This is a genomic window from Streptomyces rubellomurinus (assembly GCF_000961885.1).
GTDB lineage: Bacteria > Actinomycetota > Actinomycetes > Streptomycetales > Streptomycetaceae > Kitasatospora > Kitasatospora rubellomurina.
Genome location: NZ_JZKH01000391.1, coordinates 1 through 245 on the forward strand (window position 1 = coordinate 1; position 245 = coordinate 245).

Here is a 245-nt window from a genome sequence, read left to right on the forward strand (position 1 = left end):
CGCAGCACCAGGGTGTTGACGAAGAACCCGACCAGCTCGTCCAACGCCTCGTCCGCACGCCCCGCCACCGGCGTACCGATCGGAATGTCCGTACCGGCGCCGAGCCGCGACAGCAGCACGGCCAGACCAGCCCGCAGCACCATGAACAGCGTGCAACCGCACTCCCGCGCCAACCCCGCCAACCGGCCGTGCAGTTCGGCATCCAGCACCACCGGCACCGACGCCCCCGCATAACTCGCCACCGC

At 70.6% G+C, this 245-nt stretch carries 1 protein-coding gene; it reads right to left on the reverse strand.

Annotated features, from left to right (window positions below; genetic code table 11):
• The coding region (locus VM95_RS38325) for a condensation domain-containing protein (RefSeq protein ID WP_157882320.1) at positions 1 to 245 on the reverse strand (245 nt) is incomplete at both ends.